Here is a 1,798-nt window from a genome sequence, read left to right as displayed (position 1 = left end):
GCACTCATCATTAAATGGAATGACTCCGTATCAGTATTCAAAATCAATTGCATAATCTATTTCATGTTCCAGTTTTTCTTGACCAGGTCAAAATGCATTTTGGTTCTTTATACCGTATGAAGAATTAAAAATGATTGTCACCTTATATAAAGCAAAAATTTGTATGATTCTATTGTTTATATTCTTTTTTCCATATAACCTTATTTGTTTTTTTATACCCCCAACAAAAATTTTCCTAATTTCTTTCTCATTAGTAAGTTTTTCTTTTGCTTTTTCATATTACTATGTACTATTACATAAACTAAATTTAACACGCTTTTCTCGTATGGTAAGCATCCTATGTAGGTGGCGTACTTATTTATGAAGTACGCTGCTTTTTATGAACCTCCTATACTGGTCTGTCATTGCATAAACAACCATTATAGAGGGGCGTATACGTTACAAACTAGGGAAATGTTTCGTTTTCGCTCAATTATTGATACAAAATCTGCCTTAAAATCTAATCAGTATTACACGATAGCTGAGATAAATTGGAGGCTCAATTTTGCTGATTTATCTATGGGATAGCTTTCTACTACGACTAGATAAAAGGAAAAATTTTTAAAAATGTCTTAAAATTCTTTGTTATTCATATATCTATTACTCGCTTTTCCTGTACAATTTTCATTTCATTTTAGCTGGGTATTTCTAATCTCTCTTATCTTTTTTTACTAGGTATTGCTTTTGTTTCTTTTCCGTCCTCTATGTCACTATTTACATAATTTTATTGTTCGAACAAATCTAAATTTGTTTATTTTTATCTCTCTGTTCTTTTACTGTTTTCAATTCCAACTTGCTTTCGAATAGCGATTTTAAAATTGCATTACCTTTATTTATAATACTCCCTTTTTTTCGAAGGATAAAAATGTTTTCAACACGAAAAGATTGAATTTTTCTTCTCTTCAGTTATAATAAAAACGAATAGCTGACATTATTCCTTTGTAAAAAGAACGGACTATCTGAATAGAACCGTTCTTTTTAATTTTCATAACTATTATTTTTGGACTCCCTTTTATAAGCAGGACATTTTAAATATTTTGCAATTTTCACATAAATTATTCCTTTATTTTGTAATTAAACCTTTTTCTAACATAAATGATTCCGTTTTCACTCTATATTCAGATAGTGGATTTTTAATGAGAGATGGAAAACCGAACGGTTTTCATTTCTTAGACCATCGTACGACTGATGCGAAGTACAATATTATTACAGATACCTATGTAACGGCTGGAAATATGGCAGATTCCGAGCCATATTTAGCACGCCTCCAAGCTCAAATTGATAAATTCGGGTTCAAAGTAGAAGCTGTAGCTCTTGATGCAGGCTATTTTACGAGCTATATCTGTAAGAAATTATCGGAGAGAAATATATTTATGGTGATGGGGTATCGCCGATTTGGAAAACGAAATAAAGAAGTACCAAAAAGCCAATTTAAATATATAGAAGAAATGAATGCATTCGCTTGTCCGATGGGGTGTATTTTAGAGTATGCGACAACAGATCGTGAAGGAGATCGCTAGAAAAAACAAACTAACAGTTACAGGGAAAAATTTGTACAAAGTACGCTGTTCAACTATAGAGCGAAGCTTTGCAGACGCTAAAGAACTACATGGCTATCGATATGCTCGATTTCGAGGGCTGAAGTCTGTCCAAAATGCAGGCTTATCTCACCACAGCTTGTCAAAACATGAAAAAAATAGCCCTCCATCTGACCAACAAAGGTCTGGTGGAGGGCTATTTTTTGAAACTCTATTATTTT

General features: G+C 32.0%; 1 pseudogene. It reads left to right on the top strand.

The features are described from left to right. Positions 1 to 1,154: 1,154 nt before the first annotated feature. Positions 1,155 to 1,798: pseudogene (locus F3I02_RS26970) on the top strand (transposase); the annotation flags it as partial.

It is taken from the genome of Bacillus sp. SRB3LM (assembly GCF_015712745.1).
GTDB classification, from domain to species: domain Bacteria; phylum Bacillota; class Bacilli; order Bacillales; family Bacillaceae_G; genus Bacillus_A; species Bacillus_A thuringiensis_K.
The sequence above is the reverse complement of the archived record's forward strand: the minus strand, read 5'-3'. Positions and strand labels throughout refer to the sequence as shown.